Raw genomic sequence first — 15,316 nt, forward strand, 5'->3', positions numbered from 1 at the left:
ACACCCGCGGCCGGGGCCGGCCGTGCGGGGCACGCCGCCACAGGCGCCGTCACGGCACCGTGTCACACCAGCCGTCGTGCCGTCGCCCAGCGGGTCAGCTCGTGGCGGTTGGACAGCTGCAGCTTGCGCAGCACCGCCGAGACATGGGACTCGACCGTCTTGATGGAGATGAACAGCTGCTTGGCGATCTCCTTGTAGGCGTAGCCGCGGGCGATGAGCCGCAGCACCTCGCGCTCGCGCTGGGTGAGCCGGTCCAGGTCCTCGTCCACCGGCGGGGCGTCGGTGGAGGCGAACGCGTCGAGGACGAATCCGGCCAGCCGGGGCGAGAACACGGCGTCGCCCTCCTGGACCCGGTAGATCGAGTCGACGAGATCCGCGCCGGTGATCGTCTTGGTGACGTAGCCGCGGGCGCCGCCGCGGATCACCCCGATCACGTCCTCGGCCGCGTCGGAGACGGACAGCGCGAGGAAGCGCGTGGGCCGCTCGGGGTCGGCCATCAGCGCGGCGCAACGCCGCAGCACCTCCACTCCGCCGCCACCGGGCAGGTGCACGTCGAGCAGCACCACCTCGGGGCGGGTCGTGGTGATGACCGTGACCGCCTGGTCGACGTCCGCGGCCTCGCCGACCACCTCGACGCCGGTCTCCTCGGTCCGGCCGATCTCCGCCTGCACGCCGGTGCGGAACATGCGGTGGTCGTCGACGAGGACCACGCGCACGTGCCGCTTCCCGGCGTCGCCGGCCGTCTCCGTCCCCGCCGTGCCGTTCGTCTCGGTCGGGTCGCTCATCACGTGTTCTCCGCCCTCTCCATCTCCAGCTCGACCTCCGTGCCGCCGTCGGGCACCGCGCGCACCCGGGCCGTGCCCCCGTTGCGCTCCATGCGGCCGATGATCGATTCTCTGACGCCCATGCGGTCGGCGGGTATCGCATCGAGGTCGAAGCCGGGGCCGCGGTCCCGGACGGACACGAACACCGTCCGGCCCTCCACTTCCGCGTACACCTGCACGGGGCCGCCGTCGCCACCGTACTTGGCCGCGTTCACCATCGCTTCCCGCGCGGCCTGCATCTGCGCGCCGATCCGTTCGTCGAGCGGGCAGTCGCCGACCACGACCACCTCGATCGGGACGCCGTGCTTGTCCTCCACCTCGGCGGCGTTGCGCTTGACCGCCTCGGCGAGGGTGGCCGGCTCGTCGTCGTCCTTGCCGCTGCCCTGGGGCCGGTACAGCCAGGCGCGCAGGTCGCGCTCCTGGGCGCGGGCCAGGCGCCGCACCTCGCCCGGGTTCTCCGCGTTGCGCTGGATGAGCGTGAGGGTGTGCAGGACCGAGTCGTGGACGTGGGCGGCGATCTCGGCGCGTTCCTGGGCGCGGATGCGCATCAGCCGCTCCTCGGACAGGTCCTGGGTCATGCGCACCAGGTACGGGCCGGCCAGCAGCGTGATCCCGACCAGGACGGCGAGGGCCGCCTGCAGCACGGAGCCGAGGTGGGCGGCGGAACCCTGCAACACGAGGAGCGTGGACACCCCGGCCGTGACCAGCAGCACGCCCGCGCCGGCCCGCAGCAGCGTGAACATGCGCACCCGGCGCCCGGCCTCGACCCAGCGGGCGCGGCGGGCGTTGTCCGCCTGGCGCCAGACCACGGCGACACCGGCGGCGACGAGCACCGCCGGCAGCAGGTAGATCTTGGCCCCGGCGCCCAGGTTCACGTTGCGGACGAAGACCATCGCCACGACGATCATCAGGAGCAGGGCGACACTCTGGCCCTTGTCCGGTCTGCGGGCGACGATTCTGCGGCGGCCGTCGGACGAGACCTCGGTGGTGACGAAGGAGGGCGGTCTCTGCCCGCTCACCCCGCCCACCCCGAGCGGGACGAAGAACCAGAAGGCCGCGTACAGCAGAGCGCCGAGGCCGTCCGCCATGATCAGACCGGCGAAGACCAGCCGTACCCACACCACGGGCAGGCCGAGGTGCCCGGCCAGGCCCCGCGCCACTCCGCCGAGCCAGCGTCCGTCGCTGCTGCGGTAGAGCTTGCGCGGCGGCCGCGGGTCGTCGAGGGGCAGTGCTGCGGCGTCCGGCATGCCATCGATGGTCACATGTCCGCCGGGAAGGGTCATCAGGGTCCGCCCCGGAGACGCCCCTGATCTTCCATGTGGCTCGACGACGGCCCTGTCCGGCGGGATGCCCGGGGCCGGTCGAACACATCCCCGGCTCGTGATCAGGGGCGAATCAGGGTTCGGCCAGGGTCGTCCCGGCTGCCGCCGCGTCGGCGCGCCCGTCACCATGGACGCATGTCGAATCACGAGCACGCCGCGACGGGGCCGGGTCCGGAACCGGGCCCGGGCCGCTCCACGGGCGCCGGACCGGAGGACTCCGTGCCCGGCCCGGGTGCGCACCCGGGCGCCTCCGGCACGGGCGCGACGGCAGCGGGGGCGGCGGAGAACGGCTCCCCGGCCGCCGGCGCCGGACCCACCGCGTCCGGCGGCTCCACGGCGACCCCGGGTACCGGCACGGACGGCGCGGACGGCGCATCCGGTGGCCCGGCGGCCCCCGGGGCGCCCTGGCGGTTCCGCCGTGACCGGCGGCACAAGCTGATCGCGGGCGTCTGCTCGGGCCTGGGCCGGCAGTGCGACATGGACCCGGTCGTGTTCCGGATCACGCTGGCCGTGCTCGCCGCCACCGGCGGTATCGGCCTGCTGTTCTACGGCTTCACCTGGCTCTTCGTCCCGGTCGACGACGAGGACGAGAACGAGGTGCGCAAGCTCCTCACCGGCCGGGTGGACGGCCATGCCTTGACGGCCGTGCTGTTCGCGCTGGTCGGCTGCGGCGCGTTCCTGTCGATGCTGAACAACGGCAGCGTGCTGACCTTCGGTGTCGTGCTGTCCTTGCTGCTCGCGGGGGCCGGCTACTGGTCGCAGCACCGCCGTGCCGCCACCCCGGACCCGCTGGCCGCCCAGGCCGTGGCCGACGCCCCGCCGGAGGCCCAGGCGCCGCCGGTGCCGGCCTCCTACCCCTCCTGGTGGCGTGACCCGATCGTCAAGGACGGCACGCATGTCGGCGGCACCGGGTATCTGTGGGGTCCCCCGGACCCACGGGACCGGGACATCGCGGCAGCGGTGAACATCGGCAGGGGGATCCCCGGCCGCACGGCGGAGTCCGTGCCGCGGCGTGAGACACCGCGTCCGCGCGGGCCGCGCTCGATCGGCGGCTGGGTGTTCCTGCTCGCGCTGGTCGCCGGTTTCCTCGGGGTGCGCGCCACCTTGCCGGGCCACTCGTTCGGTACCGCGCTGCAGACCGGTCTGGCCTGCGCGCTCGGTGTCTTCGGCGTGGGCATAGCGCTCAGTGCCTTCCTGGGCCGGACCGGCGCCGGATCGGTCTTCCTGGCCCTGGTCACCGCGGCTCTGCTCACCGCGTCGGCGGCCCTTCCGCAGGACGTCACCGCCCACTGGTCGCACCCGTCCTGGCGGCCGGCCTCGGTGGCGGACGTCCACCGGAGCTACCGGGTGGGCACGGGCGACGGCACCCTCGACCTGTCCCGAATACGCCCCGGCGACAACCGGACGGTGACGGCACGGGCGCACGTGGGAGTGGGACGGCTGACAGTGATCGTCCCTCCGGACGTGACCGTGCGGGCGACCATCGACGTGGGGGTCGGCGACATCCAGTTGCCGGGCGACGACACCGAGGACGTGGACGTGGCGCCGGGCAGGCACGAGCGCGTGGTCCTGCCTCCGGTGACGGACCGCCCGAGCGGCGGCACCCTGTCCCTCGACCTGCACGTCGGCATCGGACAGGCGGAGGTGAGCCGTGCTGCGTCATGAGTTCCAGCCGGGGAGGCTGGTGGGCGGTCTGTTCCTGATCGCCGCGGGCATCGTGTACGCGGGTGACGCCCGCGGCCTGTGGCACACACCGTGGTTCGTCAGCGGACCCCTGGTCGTCGGCGGGCTCGTCCTGGCCGGCGCGGTCTCGGTCCTCTGCCGGGCCGTACGGCGGACCAGCCGCCGTGCCGGTCAGGGCGAGCACCGGCCGCCGCGGGCCGACGAAGCGGGCTGAGCCGGACCGCGGCCGGGCCGGCGCGGGTCACGACAGCCGCGCCCGCCGCGCCCCGGCGGTCAGTGCCTGCGCTGCCGCAGCAGCGCGTCCACGGACAGCAGCGGAGTGCCGGCGAGGACGAGGGGCAGCCAGGCCATCAGGTAGGCGAGATCGTTGCCGTAGTAGTAGGGGGTGGAGGACCAGCTGACGGTGAGCCACAGGCTGAGGGAGATCAGCGCGCCGCCGAGCGCGGCGACGCGGCCCAGCAGGCCGATCAGGATGCCGATGCCGACGGCGAGTTCTCCGAGGGAGATGGCGTAGCCGAAGCCGACCGGGCTCTTCAGGGCCAGGTCGACGAGGGCCGGGACGGCGCAGGAGTCGCGGACCGCACGCATGGTCTCGCCGATCGAGCCGGCTCCGGTGGCCCGCAGGAAGGTGCTGTCGGTGAGTTTGTCCAGGCCCGCGTAGACGAAGGTGACGCCGAGGAAGATCCGCAGGGGAAGGAGGGGGTAGCGGGCGATCATGTCCCGCCAGGTGCTGCTCCGGTCGACGTACGAGGTCCGTGTCCCCATCCGAAGGCCTTGGGTCATCGCTGCTCAGCCGCCTCTCCACCGTGCCGTTCACGCCTCGACAGGACGATACGCAGAGGGGAAACGTCCCGTTCAATCCAGCCGGGCCGTTTTGCGCAGCGCATTCCGACTTTCGTGCGACCTTGCCCTCGTCGGCGGGAAGGTCGTCGCACGGTGCGGGAGGCGCGCGGGGCGTGACGGCGGCGCGAGCGGCGTCGGGCGGCGTCGGGCGGCGTCGGGCGGCGAGGTGAGGGCCCCGGACGGGCGCCCCTCACTCCGTCACGTCGATGGTGTACCGGTTGGTCTCCACGCCCGCGGCGGTCACCAGTTGCACCTCGACCCGGCCGGGCTCCACATCGGCGGGCACGGGAACGGTCAGCGCCGTGTCCGTCGGATTGCTGAAGCCGCCGGGGACCGGGACGAGGGGGACGTGGACGTGGACGGTGCCGATGCGGACCACCATCCGGGCGAGCCGGTCGGCCCGCTGTGCCCCGGGCGGGACGAACCCGGCACCGCGGATCTCGATGTCGTCGCCGGTACGGATGGCCGCGTCCAGGTCACCCGCCTCGCGGGAGCGGACCACCGACAGGATCACCGGCTGGCCGCCCTCGGCGTACTTGCCCGCCATGTAGGTCGCCGCGGACACCAGCACCAGCACCGCGAGCCCCCAGGGCAGGTCGGGCAGCTGGTCGGGCCGCCGGGCCAGCCGCACCGCCGCGTACACCAGGGCGGCGGTGCTGACCACGACGTACTGGATGTCGGTGAAGGTTCCGCGTCCGGCGTCGTCGGTGAGCAGGTCGGCCGCGCGGGGCCGCTCGGCCCGCACCTTCTGCAGCCGCTGCCCGAGCACCCGCAGGGCGACCACCCGCCGCACCAGCACCGCGATGCCGCACACCACGGCGAGCACGGTGACGATGCCCGCACCCCGGGCCAGGTCCAGGCCGGCGATCAGCGCGTCCCGCTCGACGTGGTCCGAGGCGGCGGCCAGGCGGCCGGCCAGGACGAGCACCGCGTACACCACGAACAGCACCCAGCTCGCCGCGACCGCACGCGAGGTGGACAGCCGGTTGTCCTCGCCGATCACCGGGGCCAGCGCACCGCCCCGGGCCCGGTGGAACCAGGAGGCGGCCGTCAGCCCCAGGCCGACCACGGCCGCGGCCAGCAGGCCCGCGGTGCGCGCGGCGGTCCAGCCCGCGCCGATCGCGGTCAGCGCCTGCACGAGCAGCAGCAGGACGACCGCACCCCACACCGCGTACATCGTCCAGCGCCCGACCCGGCGCAGCCACACCTCGCCCTCGGCCCGTGCCCGGGCGGCGACTTCCTCCGCGGTCTGCGTCAGCTCTTCCGAGATCCACTGCCGGGAGGCCGACGCCGAGTGGGCCACGGCCGCCGGCAGGCCCTGGCCCGCGGCGAACTCGTCCCGTTTCGCGAGGAACTCGGCCACGGCCCGCCGGTGCCCGGCACGCGCCCCGTGCGGGCAGTCCCCGCACGTGCAGCCACCCGCGTGGGCGCCCGCCGTCACGTTGTCCCTCGCTTCCTGCACTGCCACGCCCGATGCCGCCTTCCCCGCCGGTCCGCCGCTGTCCGGCGGACAACACCCGTACGCCGACTGCGAATTGTGCCCCAATCGGCCCTCTCCGCGTCTGCCCGGCCGCATGCTCTGGTCAGTGCGAGTGACGGATGTGAAGCCGTGTTGACTCCACGGCGGCTGCGCGCAGCGGGCTCCCTGCCGTCCGGTGTTGCGGAAGGTGCAGGTGAACGGCTCGAGGGCAGAGCACCGGCCGGCCGACCGGTCCGCTGCGCGCCGTGGAGGGACGGCTGAAATCGGACGCTCGGCGGCGACCGGCGGATGGCCGAAACCGTTCCGTTCCCACATCCACGGCACGACGGACGGCGCCGCCACCCCGCGCGCACCCGCGCCCCGGCGCCGGTCCCAGCCGGCTGCCGAGCCGGCCCCGGCCGCAGGCGCAGCCCGGTCGGCGCCGGGATCGGGTCGGCCGACGGCGGCAATTCGCTGGAGACCGTCCCGTTCCGGCGGGACACTCACGGGCATGACGACGAATTGGGCGGCGTTCGCCGCGGCGGAACCGGAACTGGCCGGCATCGTGGAGCAGCGCTTCGGCGCCTTCCGGCACCACGTGCTGGCGACCCTGCGCAAGGACGGGTCGCCCCGCACCAGCGGTGTGGAGGTGCAGTTCCTGCTCGGCGAGCTGTGGTGCGGGATGATGCCGGGCTCGCTCAAGGCGCTCGATCTGCACCGCGACCCGCGGTTCGCGCTGCAGGCGAACCCCGGGGCCGGCACGGACATGGGCGGCGGTGACGTGCGGATCTCCGGACGGGCGGTGGAGGTGACCGATCCCGCGCTGAAGGGCGCGTATGTGAAAGAGGTGGAACCGCCGGAGCCGTTCCACCTCTTCCGCACCGAGCTGACACAGGTCGTGCGGACGACCTACGTCGAGGACGACCAGTTCCTGGTCGTCCAGGTCTGGAAGCCCGGAGAGCCGGTGCGCACTCTCCGGCGGACCTGACCCGGAACCGTGTCCGGGGTCACTCCCACTCGATGGTCCCCGGCGGCTTCGAGGTGACGTCGAGGACGACCCGGTTGACGTCCCGGACCTCGTTGGTGATCCGGGTGGAGATCCGGGCGAGGACGTCGTACGGCAGGCGCGACCAGTCGGCCGTCATGGCGTCCTCGCTGGACACCGGGCGCAGCACGATCGGGTGGCCGTAGGTGCGGCCGTCGCCCTGGACGCCGACGGAGCGGACGTCGGCGAGCAGCACCACCGGGCACTGCCAGATGTCCCGGTCCAGGCCGGCCGCGGTCAGCTCCTCGCGGGCGATGGCGTCGGCCTCGCGCAGCAGGTCCAGGCGGTCCTTGGTGACCTCGCCGACGATGCGGATGCCCAGGCCGGGGCCGGGGAAGGGCTGGCGGTGGACGATCTCGTCCGGCAGACCCAGTTCCTGGCCGACCATGCGGACCTCGTCCTTGAACAGCTTGCGCAGCGGTTCGATCAGCTTGAACTCGAGGTCTTCGGGCAGGCCGCCGACGTTGTGGTGCGACTTGATGTTGGCGGTGCCGGTGCCGCCGCCGGACTCGACCACGTCCGGGTACAGGGTGCCCTGCACCAGGAACTCCACGGCCGGGCCCTCGTCGGCGATGATCTCGGCCTGGGCCTGCTCGAAGACCCGGATGAACTCGCGGCCGATGATCTTCCGCTTCTCCTCGGGGTCGGTGACCCCCTTGAGGGCGGTGAGGAAGCGCTCCTCGGCGTCGACGACCTTCAGCTGGACGCCGGTCGCGGCCACGAAGTCCTTCTCGACCTGCTCGGTCTCGCCCTTGCGCATCAGGCCGTGGTCGACGTACACGCAGGTCAGCTGGTCGCCGATGGCCTTCTGCACCAGGGCGGCGGCCACCGCGGAGTCCACGCCGCCGGACAGGCCGCAGATGGCGCGCTTGTCGCCGACCATCTCGCGGATGGCCTGGACCTGCTCGTCGATGACGTTGCCGGTGGTCCAGTTCGGCTCCAGGCCGGCGCCGCGGTACAGGAAGTGCTCCAGCACCTGCTGGCCGTGCGTGGTGTGCATGACCTCGGGGTGGTACTGGACGCCGTAGAGCCGCTTCTCGTCGTTCTCGAACGCGGCGACCGGGACGACGTCCGTGGAGGCCGTCACGGTGAAGCCCTCCGGCGCGGCGGAGCAGGCGTCGCCGTGCGACATCCACACGGACTGCTCGGCCGGGGTGCCCTCGAACAGGGTGGAGGACGGCTTGCTGACCGTCAGCGGGGTGCGGCCGTACTCGCGCGCCCCGGTGTTGTCGACGGTGCCGCCGAGGGTCTGGGCCATCAGCTGGAAGCCGTAGCACATGCCGAAGACCGGGATGCCGGCCTCGAAGATCTCGCGGTCCAGACGCGGCGCGCCCTCCTCGTACACCGAGGACGGGCCACCGGAGAGGATGATCGCCGCCGGTTTCCTGGCCAGGATCTCCGACACCGGCATGGTGCTCGGGACGATCTCGCTGTAGACCCGGGCCTCGCGGACACGGCGGGCGATGAGCTGGGCGTACTGCGCGCCGAAGTCGACGACCAGGACGGTGTCGGGGGCGGCGGCAGCGGAGGGCGCAGATGACACGGGTTGCCTTCCGGCGGCTGGGCGGGGGCTTGCTGCTGTCCGATTCTACCGAGGTGCCGCACCGGCCCGGCCCGCGCCGCCGGTGCGCGGGCCCCACCGTCGCGCATCTCACGCCGTGCCGTCGCGCTCCTCACGTCTCGCCGTCGCGCATCTCACGCCCGCAGGTGTGCACCTCACGCCTCGCCACCGTCGTGCCTCTCACGCCCCGCCGTTGCGTACTTCACGCCCCGCCGTCGTCGCGCATCTCACGTCGCCCCACGGGCCGCCGCACGTCTGCGACGTCTCGGACGTCTCAGGATCCGAACCGGATTGGACGCCCGCACCGGGCAGGGCATACTGAGGGCATGCTCCAGCACCCGACCTACCTGTTTACCTATGGCAACCGGCCCGCCGGCTGCCATGGTCGTGCTGCTTGAGCACCTGACAAGCGACTTCCCTGGCGCCCCGGGCCGATACGGTCCGGGGCGCCAGGCGTTTTCCGGACCGTGCCGTTCCGGGGCACCCCGTGTGACGAGGAGCCCCTGATGACCGTGATCACCGACGCGAGTGCCGACCGCAGCAGCGCCTCCGGCCCGGAGGCCGACCGCACCGCGGGCCTGGACGCCACCGGTGCGCGCACGCCCGAGGCCGCCGGTGTGATCACCGACGCCCGCCGGCGCATCGACGAGCTCGACGACCGGATCATCGGACTGATCCAGGAACGCATGGCCGTCTCCGCCGTGATCCAGCAGGCCCGGATCGCCTCCGGCGGGCGGCGGGTGAACCTCTCCCGGGAGAACGAGATCCTCTCCCACTACCGGGACGCGCTCGGCAAGTCGGGCACGACCCTGGCGATGACCCTGCTGGAACTGTGCCGCGGCAAGATCTGAGCCGCCTGTGAGCCCGGCGCACGGCCGGCACGCAGGTACGGCCCGCACAACCGGCCCGCACAACCGGCCCGCACGTGCGGCCCGCGCACGCGGCCCGTACGGCCGGCCGGGCCACCCCCCGGCCCCGCGCCCCGCCCGCTCGCCGCCGCCGTTCCCCTCCCCGCCGTCAGCGGGCGAGGGAGGAGGCGTCGCCCATGACGACCACCGGGTGCAGTGCGGGGTCGAGGGCGCGCAGCAGTGCTCTCATGGCGTCCTTCTTCAAGGCCACGCAGGCGTGGGTGGGGCCGCCGTGGTCGACGTGCAGCCAGATGTTGCCGCCCTTGGCCGCGCCCTGCGGCTTGGTCTGGTCGAGGGGGGAGGTGCCGGGCACGCGGTTGTAGTCGATCGCCACGACGTAGTCGAAGGCCCCGGCGAGCGGTTCGCCGTCGAAGCCGGTGCCGGAGGCGATGAAGCTGTGCGACTGGTGGTACGGCAGCTTGGTGCCGGGGTCGGGCAGCAGTCCGCCGGCGTCGGTGAGGGTGAACACACCGACGGGAGAGCGGAGGTCGTCGAGGTGGTGGTCGTCGGTCCAGCCCCTGAGGGCATTGCGGGCCGGCCACGTCGCCTTCGGCTGCCACCCTTCACCGGTGCGCTCGTACAGGGCCACCTGGGAGTCGGAGGAGTTCTTGTCCCGGCCGGTGACCAGGACCACCTGGCGGGTGTCCGCGGGGATCTCGGCCTCGGTGTGCGGGCCGAGGCCGGGCAGGTGGGCGAGGGCCTGCGCGGCTGCGGACGGCGCGGCGCCCGCCGCCGGGCGGCCGGGCGCGGCCTGAGTGGTGCGGGAGGCCGCGGCCTGATGGTCCGTCGTCGCGGTGGTGTCCGGCCCGGAGCCCGCGCACCCGGCGAGGGCGAAGGACAGGGCCAGTGCGGCGGTGGGCAGGCCCAGCCGACGCGGGTCCGGGCGGAAGGCGGCCGCTGTCCGGGAGGTGGCGGAGGTCCGGGCGGCGTCGCGGCCGGTGGTGGCGGACGGCGACTGGGACCTGGAGCGCTGTCGTGGGGTCATGATCCTCAGAGTGCACGAGAGTTATGAGGATTCTGTCAGGACGTCGCCCGCTCCTCGGACTCGGCGGTGCCGGCGGCCGGCGCGGCGGGCAGCCGCAGGGTGCAGCCACTGCCCCGGCCGCGTTCACTCGTCGCGGTGACCGTGCCGCCGTGCGCGGTGGCGAGGCCGTCCCCGAGTCCTGACCACCACTCGCCCGTCCGCTGTCCTCACCGACCGCCGTCCTCACCGACCGCCGTCCTCACCCGTCCGGTGTCCTCACCCGTCCGGCGCGTGACCGGCCCCTGCGCCGCGTCGTTGGTCCCGGTGTCCGTGCCAGCCAGGGGCGGGCTCGACAGCCACGCGTGGCCCTCTGGAGCGTGTGGCGCACGGGTCGTGCCGTGCGTCGTGGGACCGCGCTCCAGGGACAGTGACCGGACGGCAGGGGACAGCAGCCCGGTCACCCGGAAACGGCCGGTCCCGGGGACGCCCGGGGCCGGCCGGCGGAGCCGGCACACCGGCACGACGGCGCCCGGCCTCCACACCGACAGCACCGCGACCAAGTGCGCGACACCCGCCGTCGCCCCGCACCGGTCCCTGGCCGCGCCTCGCACAGAACACCCGCACCACCCGGCGCGCGCCCGACACCCGCCCCCCGATCCGTCCCGAACGTCGGCCCTCGACGGCCACCGTCCCAGGGATGTCGGCGCCACCGTCCCGGAAACTCTCGCATCCCCCGTCCCGGGAACCGCCCGAAACCCCTCCCTCACCGGCCGCCACCACCGTCGTGTGACGCAGCGCACATCAGTTCCCGTCGGCATCCGTGCAACCGTGCGTCGGCGCGCCGTGTCCCAACCCCTGGATCCTCCGTCCCGCCCGCCTCGTCGCGGTGGGGACGGCACGGGACGCCGTCGTCGGCGCCGGGGTGCTGTGTGCCGCCCGGTGCCGCCGCGGTGGCGCGACGCGCCGTGCGCTGCCTCGCCCACCGCACGAAAAAGGGACCTGCGTCGGGAGGGGGGCGCAGGTCCCTCTCGTGTCGTGCCGGGCGGCGGCGGAACGGCGGACGCGCTCCCGCCGCGGCCCTACTTCTTCGGCGGCACCGTCGGCATCCCCAGGAACGGCAGCCGCAGCGCCCCGAACGCGTCCGCCGGGACCACCGGATTGCGGGGCTCGACCGGCGTCAGACGCCGGTAGGGCGTGCCCTGCGGCGGACGCGGGTCCTCCTCGCCCTTGTTCGGCCAGAACGACATCGCCCGCTCGGCCTGTGCGGTAATGGTCAGCGAGGGGTTCACGCCCAGGTTGGCGGAGACGGCGGCGCCGTCGACGACCGAGATGCCCGGGTGGCCGTACAGGCGGTGGTAGGGGTCGATGACCCCCGTCTCCGGCGAGTCGCCGATCGGGCAGCCGCCGAGGAAGTGCGCGGTGAGCGGGGTGCCCATCAGTTCGCCCACGTTGGAGCCGGCGAACCCGTTGATCTCGGCCGCCAGCGCGGAGGCGCCCTCGGTGGCGGCGCGGATCTGCTTGGGGTTGGGCGAGCCGTGGCCCTGCCGGGCGGTGAGCAGCCCCTTGCCGATGCCGTCGGGCTTCAGATACGTCGTCAGGGAGTTGTCCAGGGACTGCATCACCAGGCCGATGATGGTCCGCTCCGACCAGCGGCGGTTGGACAGCGACCGCAGCATGAGCAGCGGGTGCCGGGCGACGTTGGCCAGCCAGGCCGCGATCCGGGAGCCCCCGTCCACGTACGGCACCTGAAGGATCGACAGGCCGCCCATGGCGTTGGAGCCTTTGCCGTAGCGGACCGGTTCGATGTGGGTGTTCTCGTCGGGGTGGATGGAGGAGGTGATGGCGACCCCGCGGGTGAAGTCGGCCTTCGGTGCGCCGGTCGCCTTGCGGTAGCGGCGGTTGTCGGTCTGGGCGCCCACCAGCGCCTCGGAGTTGGTGCGGGTCAGCTCGCCCAGTCGCGGCGAGAGATAGGGCAGCTGCCGGTTCTCCTTCATCCGGTGCAGCAGCGTCTGGGTGCCGTAGGTGCCCGCGGCCAGCACCACCCTGCGGGCCCGGAACAGGCGGCCCCGGCCCTTCTTCCGGTTGTCGGTCGGCACCGTGGCGACCGCATAGCCGCCGCGGGAGTCGTCCGTGACGGAGACGACCGTCGTCATGGGGTGGACGACCGCGCCCGCCTTCTCCGCGAGATACAGGTAGTTCTCGTTGAGGGTGTTCTTCGCGCCGTGCCGGCAGCCGGTCATGCACTCGCCGCACTCGATGCAGGCCCGGCGCTCCGGTCCGGCCCCGCCGAAGTACGGGTCGGGCACCTTCGTGCCCGGCTCGGCCGTGACCGTGCCGTCCGCGTCCTTGCCGTCGCCGAAGAACACGCCCACGGGCGCCATGTGGAAGGTGTCGCCGACGCCCATGCGCTCGGCGGCGCCCTTCAGGTGCACGTCGGACGGTGTCATCGTCGGGTTCAGCCGCACCCCGAGCATGCGCTTGGCCTGGTCGTAGTACGGGGCCAGCTCGTCCTGCCAGTCGGTGATGTCCCGCCACTGCGGGTCGTCGAAGAAGGCCTTCGGCGGCACGTAGAGGGTGTTGGCGTAGTTGAGGGAACCGCCGCCGACGCCGGCACCGGCCAACACCATGACGTTGCCCAGCAGATGGATGCGCTGGATGCCGAACAGGCCCAGCTTCGGCGCCCACAGGTAGTTCTTCAGGTCCCAGGAGTTCTTCGGCAGGGTCTCGCGGGTGAAGCGTCGGCCCGCCTCCAGCACACCGACGCGGTAGCCCTTCTCGGTCAGGCGCAGGGCGGAGACGGACCCGCCGAATCCCGAGCCCACGACGATGACGTCGTAGTCGTACCCGTCCTCGTCCCGGGTGTGGTCGGACTTCTGCTGTGACACGTGCTCTCCTCGTTGCGAACGGTCGCGCTGCGGACGGGGGCTGACACAAGCGGGGGCCGGTATCCGGGCCGTGCCGTCGCCCGGCCGCCCGCACCGCCGCCCGAGGGCGGACGGCGCGGCGGCGGCGCACCGGCCCGACCGGTGAACGAGAGACCTAACGGAAGCGGAAGGCCTTCAGCAGCCTCAGGCTGCGGCTCATGAACGCCGCGTACGTCTCGTCGTCCATGCCCAGCGAGGGGGCCATGGGCAGCACCCGCTGGTGGGCGATCGTCTGGGCCTCGGTGTACTTCAGGATGCCCTCGGAGCCGTGCCGGCGGCCCAGACCGGAGTCCTTCATGCCGCCCATCGGCGCCTGCACACTGCCGTAGGCGGGCGCATAGCCCTCGTTGATGTTGACCGTGCCGGTGCGCAGCCGGGCGGCGACCGCACGGCCCCGGCGGGCGTCCTTCGTCCACACCGAGGAGTTCAGACCGTACGGCGTGGCGTTGGCGCGGTCGATCGCCTCCTGCTCGGAGGAGAAGCGGTACACCGACACCACCGGGCCGAAGGTCTCCTCGGTGCACACGGCCATCGGCGCCTGCACGTCGTCGAGGACGGTGGGCTCGAAGAAGTACGGTCCGGCGTCCGGGCGGGCGACCCCGCCGGCCAGCACCTTGGCCCCCTTGGCGACGGCCTCCTCCACGTGCCGGGTGACGGTGTCCAGCTGCCGCGGGCCCACGAGGGAGCCCATGTCGGCGCCGTAGCCGAGGAAGGCGCCCAGGCGCAGTGCCTTGGTCCGGGCGACGAACCGCTCCAGGAAGGCGTCCGCGATCCTGTCGTGCACATACAGCCGTTCGACGGAGATGCACAGCTGCCCGGCCGAGGAGAAGCAGGCCCGGACCGCGCCCGCCGCGGCCTTCTCGACGTCGGCGTCCTCGAGGACCAGCATGGCGTTCTTGCCGCCGAGTTCCAGGGAGACGCCGACCAGGCGGGCGGCCGCACCCTGGGCGACCTCCCGGCCGGTGCGGGTGGAACCGGTGAAGGAGACGTAGTCGGCGTGCCGGACGACCTCGGGGCCGACCACCGGCCCGTCGCCGATGACGACCTGGAACACGTCGGCGGGCAGCCCGGCCTCGACGAGCAGGTCACGCGCCCACAGCGCGGTCAGGCAGGTCTCGGTGTCCGGCTTCATCACCACCGCGTTGCCGGCGGCGAACGCCGGGAGCGCATCACCGACCGACAGCTCCAGCGGGTAGTTCCACGGGGCGATCTGGCCGACCACGCCCCGCGGATGGCGCAGCTCGGTGACCTTGGTGAGCACCGGGATCGCACCGGTGTGCCGCCGGGGCCTGAGATGGGAGGAAGCCGTACGGCCGTAGTAGCGGGCGGCCACGGCGACGGCCTGCACCTCCTCGTGCGCGTGCAGCCGGGCCTTGCCGGTCTCCAGCTGGATCAGGTCCAGCACCTCGGCCTGGCGGCGCAGCACGAGGTCGTGGAAGCGCAGCAGCACCGCGGCACGCTCCCTCACCGGGGTGCGCGCCCAGTCCTCCTGCGCGGCACGGGCCCGTGCGAACGCGGCGGCCACGTCCTCGGGGGTGGACTCGGGCAGATCGGCGAGCTTGTCCCCCGTGAAGGGGGTGTGGTTGGCGGTCCTGCCCGAGCCGGTGACGTCCCGGGTCAGCCGGGCGATCAGCTCCGGGGTCACCACGTCGGAGGCGGTGCGGACCCCCGCGGGAGCGGGGACCAGAGGGTTGGTGCCGGTCTGGGCCGGGGCCTGCGCGTCCGTCATGCAGCGCAGGGTATGCCGCGGACCACGGTTTGTGTACCCGTCGGTAACAGGGAT

General features: G+C 73.3%; 12 protein-coding genes. 4 read left to right on the forward strand and 8 right to left on the reverse strand.

From position 1 onward, the window contains the following. Window positions 1-62: 62 nt before the first annotated feature. Both OG899_RS09945 and OG899_RS09950 read right to left on the reverse strand, forming a co-directional pair. Window positions 63-785, reverse strand: a complete 723-nt coding sequence (locus OG899_RS09945) for a response regulator transcription factor (protein ID WP_125496766.1) — start codon at window positions 783-785, stop codon at window positions 63-65. Continuing rightward, a complete protein-coding gene (locus tag OG899_RS09950; protein WP_125496765.1) occupies window positions 785-2,071 on the reverse strand; it encodes an ATP-binding protein in 1,287 nt (428 codons plus the stop codon). The genes OG899_RS09945 and OG899_RS09950 overlap by 1 nt, the downstream gene beginning before the upstream one ends. 210 nt (window positions 2,072-2,281) lie before the next feature. On the opposite strand from OG899_RS09950, the gene OG899_RS09955 reads away from it, so the two are divergent. Beyond that, complete coding sequence (locus tag OG899_RS09955) at window positions 2,282-3,811, forward strand: PspC domain-containing protein (RefSeq protein WP_125496764.1); 1,530 nt, start codon at window positions 2,282-2,284, stop codon at window positions 3,809-3,811. Beyond that, complete coding sequence (locus OG899_RS09960; RefSeq protein ID WP_125496763.1) at window positions 3,798-4,043, forward strand: hypothetical protein; 246 nt, start codon at window positions 3,798-3,800, stop codon at window positions 4,041-4,043. The genes OG899_RS09955 and OG899_RS09960 overlap by 14 nt, the downstream gene beginning before the upstream one ends. Before the next feature lie 59 nt (window positions 4,044-4,102). Here OG899_RS09960 and OG899_RS09965 read toward each other — a convergent pair whose 3' ends face one another. Together OG899_RS09965 and OG899_RS09970 are read right to left on the reverse strand one after the other, a co-directional pair. Beyond that, window positions 4,103-4,594, reverse strand: a complete 492-nt coding sequence (locus OG899_RS09965; RefSeq protein WP_125496762.1) for a DoxX family protein — start codon at window positions 4,592-4,594, stop codon at window positions 4,103-4,105. Window positions 4,595-4,862: 268 nt separating this feature from the next. Beyond that, window positions 4,863-6,140, reverse strand: coding sequence for a hypothetical protein (locus tag OG899_RS09970; RefSeq protein ID WP_406310997.1), 1,278 nt, complete (start codon window positions 6,138-6,140; stop codon window positions 4,863-4,865). A 502-nt stretch (window positions 6,141-6,642) separates the two neighbouring features. Here OG899_RS09970 and OG899_RS09975 point away from each other — a divergent pair. Further along, window positions 6,643-7,119 (forward strand): pyridoxamine 5'-phosphate oxidase family protein, encoded by a 477-nt coding sequence (locus OG899_RS09975; RefSeq protein ID WP_125496760.1) that lies wholly within the window; start codon window positions 6,643-6,645, stop codon window positions 7,117-7,119. A 19-nt stretch (window positions 7,120-7,138) separates the two neighbouring features. Here the strand turns inward: OG899_RS09975 and guaA are convergent, their stop codons facing one another. Next, window positions 7,139-8,719: a glutamine-hydrolyzing GMP synthase gene (gene guaA / locus OG899_RS09980; protein WP_125496759.1), complete on the reverse strand. Its 1,581-nt coding sequence runs from the start codon at window positions 8,717-8,719 to the stop codon at window positions 7,139-7,141. Between the two features lie 524 nt (window positions 8,720-9,243). Between guaA and OG899_RS09985 the strand changes: the two genes are divergently transcribed. Further along, window positions 9,244-9,588: a chorismate mutase gene (locus OG899_RS09985; protein WP_125496758.1), complete on the forward strand. Its 345-nt coding sequence runs from the start codon at window positions 9,244-9,246 to the stop codon at window positions 9,586-9,588. 166 nt (window positions 9,589-9,754) lie between these two features. On the opposite strand, the gene OG899_RS09990 is transcribed toward OG899_RS09985, so the two are convergent. The 3 genes from OG899_RS09990 to OG899_RS10000 form a co-directional block, all read right to left on the reverse strand. Next, complete coding sequence (locus OG899_RS09990; RefSeq protein WP_406310998.1) at window positions 9,755-10,630, reverse strand: hypothetical protein; 876 nt, start codon at window positions 10,628-10,630, stop codon at window positions 9,755-9,757. A gap of 1,058 nt (window positions 10,631-11,688) precedes the next feature. Continuing rightward, window positions 11,689-13,494 carry a GMC oxidoreductase gene (locus tag OG899_RS09995; RefSeq protein WP_125496459.1) on the reverse strand — a complete coding sequence of 602 codons (1,806 nt, stop codon included), beginning with the start codon at window positions 13,492-13,494 and terminating at the stop codon, window positions 11,689-11,691. 154 nt (window positions 13,495-13,648) lie between these two features. Further along, window positions 13,649-15,262: a succinic semialdehyde dehydrogenase gene (locus tag OG899_RS10000; RefSeq protein WP_406310999.1), complete on the reverse strand. Its 1,614-nt coding sequence runs from the start codon at window positions 15,260-15,262 to the stop codon at window positions 13,649-13,651. Window positions 15,263-15,316: the final 54 nt, after the last annotated feature.

The organism is Streptomyces thermoviolaceus (genome assembly GCF_045209695.1).
In the GTDB taxonomy this organism is placed as follows: Bacteria; Actinomycetota; Actinomycetes; order Streptomycetales; family Streptomycetaceae; genus Streptomyces; species Streptomyces thermoviolaceus.